This is a genomic window from Bacillota bacterium (genome assembly GCA_023511835.1).
Taxonomy (GTDB): Bacteria; Bacillota; Sulfobacillia; order JAIMAT01; family JAIMAT01; genus JAIMAT01.
Genome location: JAIMAT010000092.1, coordinates 1 through 7,079, shown reverse-complemented (window position 1 = coordinate 7,079; position 7,079 = coordinate 1). Strand labels below are relative to the sequence as shown.

6 protein-coding genes are annotated in these 7,079 nt (G+C 76.3%); 1 reads left to right on the top strand and 5 read right to left on the bottom strand.

What is annotated here, in order from left to right:
- The 5 genes from K6U79_10260 to K6U79_10240 form a co-directional block, all read right to left on the bottom strand.
- A partial coding sequence (locus K6U79_10260; protein MCL6522734.1) for an aminotransferase class V-fold PLP-dependent enzyme occupies positions 1–286 on the bottom strand: 286 nt, incomplete at its 3' end.
- The gene (locus K6U79_10255; protein MCL6522733.1) at positions 283–1,452 is read right to left on the bottom strand and encodes an LL-diaminopimelate aminotransferase; all 1,170 of its coding nucleotides are present in this window, start codon (positions 1,450–1,452) and stop codon (positions 283–285) included. The genes K6U79_10255 and K6U79_10260, both read right to left, overlap by 4 nt.
- 16 nt (positions 1,453–1,468) lie before the next feature.
- On the bottom strand, positions 1,469–2,308 hold the full coding sequence (gene dapF / locus K6U79_10250) for a diaminopimelate epimerase (GenBank protein ID MCL6522732.1): 840 nt from the start codon (positions 2,306–2,308) through the stop codon (positions 1,469–1,471).
- A gap of 37 nt (positions 2,309–2,345) precedes the next feature.
- Entirely contained in the window at positions 2,346–5,144 is a 2,799-nt protein-coding gene (locus K6U79_10245) for a cation-translocating P-type ATPase (GenBank protein MCL6522731.1), read from the bottom strand.
- Positions 5,145–5,165: 21 nt separating this feature from the next.
- Positions 5,166–5,966 (bottom strand): inositol monophosphatase, encoded by an 801-nt coding sequence (locus K6U79_10240; protein MCL6522730.1) that lies wholly within the window; start codon positions 5,964–5,966, stop codon positions 5,166–5,168.
- An 89-nt stretch (positions 5,967–6,055) separates the two neighbouring features.
- Between K6U79_10240 and K6U79_10235 the strand changes: the two genes are divergently transcribed.
- Positions 6,056–7,079 (top strand): NFACT family protein (locus K6U79_10235; protein MCL6522729.1); only part of this gene is annotated, 1,024 nt, incomplete at its 3' end.

Below are 7,079 nucleotides of genomic sequence, written 5' to 3'. Positions count from 1 at the left end.
CCAGGATGCGCCGCCCCCAGCCGCGCCGGGCGGCGGCCCCGCCCAGCAGCGCCAGGTTGTCGGCCTCGGTGGCGCCGGAGGTGAAGACGATCTCGCGCGGCTCCGCCTCGAGCAGCGCCGCCAGCGCGCGGCGCGCCTCCTCCACCGCCTGCTCGGCTTCCAGACCCTTGCGGTGCGCGGAGGAAGGGTTGCCCCAGGCCTCCTCCAGCATCCGCCGCACGGCCTCCACCGCCTCCGGGCGGACCGGGGAGGTGGCGGCGTGGTCGAGGTAGACCGGCCCGCTCATGCCCGGAAACCCGCCTCGATCCGGCGCATGGCCTCCTCCAGGCGCGCGTCGGGAACCGTGAGCGAGATGCGGAAGTATCCCTCGCCGTGCTCGCCGTAGGCGCTCCCCGGCGCCACCATCACGCCCGTCTCCCGGAAGAGGCGGGCGGCGAAGGCGGCCGCCGTCTCGCCCGCGGGCGTGGGCACCCAGAGGTAGAAGGTTCCGCGGCTCGGCACCGCCTCCAAGCCCGCCCGCGCCAGGCCCTCCAGCGCCCGGTCGCGCCGGCGCCGGTAGATCTCGTTCATCCGCCGGACGAAGGGCTCGCCCACCTCCTCCAGCGCGGCCACGGCCGCCTCCTGGACGGCGGTGAAGGGGCCGGAGTCCAGGTTGGTCTTGACGCGGCCCAGCGCTGCCAGCGCCTCCGCCCGGCCCACGGCGGCGGCGATCCGCCAGCCTGTCATGTTGAAGGGCTTGGAGAGCGAGTAGAACTCGACGGCGCACTCGGCCGCGCCGTCCACCTCGAGGACGCTGGGCGCCCGGAAGCCGTCGAAGGTGTTCTCCACATAGGCGGCGTCCGAGACCAGCAGCACGTCGTGGCGCCGCGCCCACTCCACCGCCTTCCGCCAGAAGTCCAGTCCGGCCACGGCCGCGGTGGGGTTGTTGGGGTAGTTCAGAAAGAGCAGCTTGGCCCGCCGGGCCACCTCCTCCGGCACCGCCCCCAGGTCGGGCAGGAAGCCCCGCTCACGCTCCAGCGGCAGCGGCCAGGGCTCGGCGCCGGCCAGGAGCGTCTGGATCCGGTAGACGGGGTAGGCCGGGTCGGGCACCAACACCACGTCGCCCGGCCCCGCGTAGGCCCAGATCAGGTGGGCCAGGCCTTCCTTGGAGCCGATCAGCGCCATCACCTGGCGCTCGGGCTCCAGCTCCACGCCGAAACGACGCCGGTACCAGCCCGCCACCGCCTGGCGGAAGCGGAGCGACCCCTCGTAGCTGGGATAGCGGTGGGTGGCGGGGTCCCGGGCCGCCTCGGCGAGGCGCTCGACCACCCGCGCCGGCGTCGGGTCGACCGGATCGCCGATCCCCAAGTCGATGACGTCCACGCCCCGCGCCACCGCCTCCCGGCGCTGGCGGTCCAGTTCCGCGAAGAGGTAGGGCGGCGTCCGCTCCAGTCGTGAGGCGACCTTGGGCAATGGCTTCGACCTCGCTTCAGAACGGGATGGGATACTCGCCGCGGAAGACTTCCTCGGCCGGCCCCGTCATCCAGACGCGACCGTCGGCGGCCCACTCCACCTCCAGGCGGCCCCCCGGCAGGTCGACGGCCAGCCTCCGCCCCGCCCGGCCCTCCACCGCGGCGGCCACGGCGCTGGCGCAGGCGCCGGTGCCGCAGGCCAGCGTGGCGCCCGAACCCCGCTCCCAGACCCGCACCTCGAGCCGGTCGGGGGCCGCCACGCGGACGAACTCCACGTTGGTCCGGCCCGGGAAGGCCCGATGGTGCTCCAGGGCCGGCCCCACCACCGCCAGGTCGACGGCGCCGGGGTCGTCGACGAAGACGACCGCGTGGGGATTGCCCATGGAGACGGGCCGGCAGCGCCAGCGCCCGCCCGCCGCCTCCAGCTCCAGCGGATCGCCCACCGACCGGGGCGGCCCCATGTCGACGCGCACCTGGCGGATGCGGCGGTCGCCCCCGAGCACCTCCGTGCGGATGAGGCCGGCCCGCGTCTCGATGGGCAGCTCGCCGCCGTCTGCGTAGCCCTCGTCCACCAGGTACTTGGCCACGCAGCGGATGCCGTTGCCACACATCTCGCCCTCGCTGCCGTCGGCGTTGAAGATGCGCATGCGGAAGGGCGCCTGCTCGCCGCGCAGCATGAGGATCAACCCGTCGCCGCCCACGCCCAGGTGGCGGTCGGAGACGGCCACGGCGAGGCGGCGGAGCCGCTCGTCGGGCCAGCCGGCCAGCTCCGGCTCGGCGGCCGGCCCCTTCCCGCCGGCGATGGCGTCGACGTAGACGTAGTCGTTGCCCAGGCCGTGCATCTTGATGAAACGCACCGCGACTCGCCCGCCCCCGCCGTGCATGGGATGCTTCTTATCTTAGCCCAACGCCCGCCGGCCGGTGAAAGGCCGGCTCCCGCCGGCGGCCACCGCGCCGCCCCAGGTGGTCGACCACCGCCAGCAGCAGCGCGGCCAGGCAGGCCAGCAGGACCGGCAGCCAGGCCCGCGGCGGCGGCGCCACCATGCCGAAGGCGCGCGCCGCCCAGGGCAGGTAGACGACCAGGAGGAGCGCCGCGAAGGAGGAGGCGACGCCGGCCCACAGCGCCGGGTTGCTGGCCACTCCGGCCTCCCAGAAGGGCTTCTCCTCGGTCCGCACCTCGACGGCATGGATCAGCTGGGTGAGGACCAGCGTGGCCGTGGCCAGCGTCCGGGCGAGCGCCAGGTCGCGGTGCTGCCACCAGGCGGCGGCGAAGACGGCCAGCGTGGCCAGCCCGATGAAGAGGCCGCGCTCCAGCACCTTCCGGCCCAGCCCCCGCGCGAAGAGGCTCTCGCGCGGCGGCCTGGGCGGGCGCCGCATCACGTCGCCCTCCGGCGGCTCAAGGCTGAGGGCGACGGCGGGCAGGCCGTCCGTCACCAGGTTGACGAAGAGGATCTGAGCGGCCGTCAGCGGCAGCGGCAGCGCCAGGAGGGTGCCGCCGAACATGGCCAGCAGCTCTCCGGTGTTGCAGGCCAGGAGGTAGCGGACCGAGCGCCGCACGTTGTCGTAGATGGCCCGCCCTTCGCGCACGGCGGCCACGATGGTGGCGAAGTCGTCGTCGGCCAGCACCAGGTCGGCCGCCTCCCGCGTCACCTCCGTGCCCGAGCGGCCCATGGCGACGCCGATGTCGGCCTGGCGGACGGCGGGGGCGTCGTTGACGCCGTCACCCGTCATGGCCACCACCTCGCCCTGCCGCTGCAGGGCCCGGACGATGCGCAGCTTGTGCGCCGGGCTGACCCGGGCGAAGACGCGCGCCTCGCGGAGGCGGCGCTCCAGCTGCCGCTCCGTCAGGAGCTCCAGCTCCCGGCCCAGAACCACCTGCTCCGGGCTCTCGGCGATCCCCACCTCGCGCGCCACGGCCAGCGCCGTCGCCGGGTGGTCGCCGGTGATCATGGTCACCCGGATGCCCGCCTCGCGGCACTCGGCCACCGCCGGCACCGACTCGGGACGCGGCGGGTCGATCATCCCCACCAGACCCAGGAAGACCAGCCCGCTCTCGTCCTCCGGCCGCACCTCCCGGGCGGCCACCGCCGGCCGGTAGGCCAGCGCCAGCACCCGCAGCGCCCGCGCCGCCATCTCGTCCGCCTCGCGGGCGAAGCGCTCGCGGAGCGGTTCCGTCAGGGGCCGGGGACGCTCCCCCTCCAGGACGTGGAGCGAAGCCTCCAGGAGGCGGTCCGGCGCCCCCTTGACCACCAGGACCGCCTCCCCCGCCGCATGGCCCGGCGGCGCCGGCCATGCCTCCGGCCCGCCTCCCGCCGGCCGGCGGACGAGAGCGCTCATGGCCCGCCGCTCGGCCTCGAAGGGCAGCTCGGCCAGGCGGCTCCAGAGCCGGCGGCTCCCCTCGGGGTCGAGTCCGGCCCGGCCGGCCAGCGCCACCAGCGCGCCCTCCGTGGGGTCGCCCTCCACCGTCCAGCCGCCCGGTCCCCGGGCGAGTCGCGCGTCGCTGGCCAGGAGGCCCGCCAGCGCCAGGCGCCGGAGCGCGCCCTCGCCGCCGCGGCCCTCCAGGCGCAGGCGTGCGGCGGCGGGCGCCGGATCGTAGCCGACGCCCTCCACCAGGCAGCTCCCGCCGGGCCAGCGGACCTCGCGCACGCTCATCTCGTTGCGCGTCAGGGTGCCCGTCTTGTCGCTGCAGATGACGGTGGCCGTGCCCAGCGTCTCCACGGCGGGGAGGTGGCGGACGACGGCGTTGCGCCGGATCATGCGCTGCACGCCCACCGCCAGGGTGATGGTGACCACCGCCGGCAGCCCCTCCGGGATGGCGGCCACGGCCAGTCCCACGCCGGCCAGGAACATCTCGTAGGGCGCGTAGCCGCGGGCGATGCCCAGCAGCGTGGTGGCCGCGGCGACGGAGAGGCAGGCGGCCACGATCCAGCGGCCGAGGCGGTCGAGCCGCTCCTCCAGCGGCGTCTGCGCCGGACCCGACTCGCTCATCAGGCCGGCGATGGCGCCCATCTCGGTGGCCAGCCCGGTGGCTACGACCACCGCGCGCCCGCGGCCCCGGGTGAGGACCGTTCCCTGGTAGACCATGTTGCTCCGCTCGCCCGGCAGCACGTCGACGGCGAGGCCGTCGGCCGCCCGTTTGGCCACGGGGTGGCTCTCGCCGGTGAGCATGGACTCGTCCGCCTCCAGCGCCGCCGCCTCGACGAGCCGAGCGTCGGCGCCGACGCGATCGCCCGCCTCCAGCAGGAGCAGGTCGCCGGGGACCACCTGCTCCGCGGCGACGAGCCGCTCCCGCCCGTCGCGCAGCACGCGCGCCTGGGGTGCGGTGAGCGCCTTGAGCAGCGCCAGGGAACGCTCGGCGCGCGCTTCCTGGTAGGTGCCCAGCAGCGCGTTGAGCAGGAGGATGGCCAGGATGACGAGGGCGTCGGAGGTCTCGCCCAGGAGGAGCGAGACGCCGGTGGCGGCAAGCAGCAGGAGCACCATGAAGTCCTGGAACTGGGCGAAAAAGATCCGCCACCAGGAGGGGGGGCGCCCTTCGGGCAGCCGGTTGGGGCCGAAGCGGCCGAGGCGCTCCGCCGCCTCGGCCTCGCTCAGCCCCCGTTCCGGATCGCTGCCCCAGGCCGCCAGCACATCCGCCAGCGGCCTGGCGTGCCAGGCGGTCCGGGCCGCCTGGCTCGGTAGGCTCTCCGTCCGCATCGCTCAACCTCCGTCCCAGGGCTATGTCTCCTGGGACGGGCGTAGACCGGCCTCGGCGAAGAGCCGGGCCAGGCGGCGGTGGATCTCCGGGGTGGCGGCCAGCACCGTGCCGCCCTCCAGGCGGAAGGGCTCGCCGTCGGCACCGCTGACGCGGCCGCCCGCCTCCGTCACCAGAAGCGCCCCGGCCGCCAGGTCCCAGGGGGCGAGGTGGAGCTCCCAGAAGCCCTCGAGCCGGCCGGCGGCCACGTAGGCCAGGGCCAGGGCCGCCGAGCCGAGCGTGCGGACGTTCTGGACGCGGTCCGCCACCAGGGCCAGCCGGTCCAGGTTGCGCCGGTGGCCGCGCCGGTCGAAGGGGAAGCCGGTGGCCACCAGGGCGAAGGCCATCTCGTCGACCGCGCTCACGCGGAGCGGCCTCCCGCCCAGTCGCGCGCCGCCCCCGGCCCACGCCTCGAAGAGCTCCCCCCGTACCGGGTCCAGGGTGAGACCGTAGCGCGGTCGCCCCTCCTCCAGGATGGCCAGCGAGACGGCGAAGAAGGGGATGCCGTGCAGGTAGTTGTTGGTCCCGTCCAGGGGATCGACGATCCAGCACCAGCCCCGCCTCCAGGGCGGTCCCGCCCCCTCCGCGCCGGCCGCGCCTCCCTCCTCGCCGAGGAAGGCGTCGCCGGGGAAGCGGGCGCGCACGCGGGAGCGGATGGCTTCCTCCGCCGCCCGGTCCACCTCGCTGACCAGGTCGGCCGGCGAGCTCTTCACCTCCACGCGGTGGACCGCGCCCAGCCCCTCCAGGAGGATCGCCCCCGCCTCCGCCGCCGCCTGACGCGCCAGCTCCGCCCGGGCCCGGAGTCCCTCCTCCTCGCCGTCCGCGAAGCGCCCGGCCACCCTCTCACCCCCGGCGCCTATGGTATCTTCCCCCGGTGGAGACGAAGGGAGGGAGGCCGCTGCCGGACGGCATGCTCTTGCGCGCCCTGGCCGCCGAGCTGGCCGGGGAGCTGGCCGGCGCCCGCCTGGAGAGGATCCTGGCGCCGGCGGAGCGCCTCTTCCGACTCCGCTTCCGCCTGCCGGGTGGGCGGGTCCACCGGCTGGAGGTCGCGCTCGAACCGGCCGCCGACGGCATCCTCCTCGACCCGCCCGAGGAGCCGGCGGCGGCGGACGGCGAGGGGGGAGGCTTCCTGCTGGTCCAGCTGCGGCGCCGGCTGGAGGGGGCGCGCCTGGAGGGGGTGGAGCAGCCGGGCTGGGAGCGCCTCCTGCGCTTCCGCTTCCTGGGGCGGAACGCGCTGGGCGATCCCGTCCGCCACGAGCTGGTGGCGGAGCTGATGGGGCCGCGCTCCAACCTGCTGCTCCTGGAGGAGGGCGGGCGCATCGTCGACGCACTGCGCCGCGCCGGCCCCGATCAAAACCCGCTCCGCCCCGTGCTGCCGGGGCTGGCCTACCTGCCGCCGCCCCCGCCGCGGGAGGGCCGCTGGCAGCCGGGAGAGGGGCTGGCGGCCCTGGAGGCGCGCCTCGCGCGCCTGGCGGAGGCGGCGGGGGGAGGCCGGGGCGCCGAGCGCGCCCTGGCCGCCGCCGTCGCCGGCATGGGACCGGCGCACGCGCGTCTCGCCCTGGAGGCGGCCGGACTGGGCGGTGCAGAGCGGCTGCCCGCCTCGCGACACGAGCTCTCCCGTCTGGCGCGGAGCGCGGCCGCGATGCTGGAGGCGGCGGAGGAGGGGCGCTGGCAGCCGGCCACGCTGGAGTGGGGCGCCGCCGTCGAGGCGGTGGCCGTGGTGCCCGGCGACCTTCCCCCGGGCCGCCTGCCGCTTCGCCCGGCGCCCAGCGTCGCGGCCGCGCTGGCGCGGGCCGCGGGCGAGCGACTCAGGGCGCTCGAGCTGGAACGGCGGCGCGCCCGCCTGGCGGCGCCGCTCCGCGCGGAGCTGGAGCGGTGGCACAGGAGGCTCGAGGCGC

Excerpts from the sequence above, each read along its gene's own strand:
- K6U79_10245 (MCL6522731.1), bottom strand. The coding sequence starts at position 5,144 with ATGCGGACGGAGAGCCTACCGAGCCAGGCGGCCCGGACCGCCTGGCAC.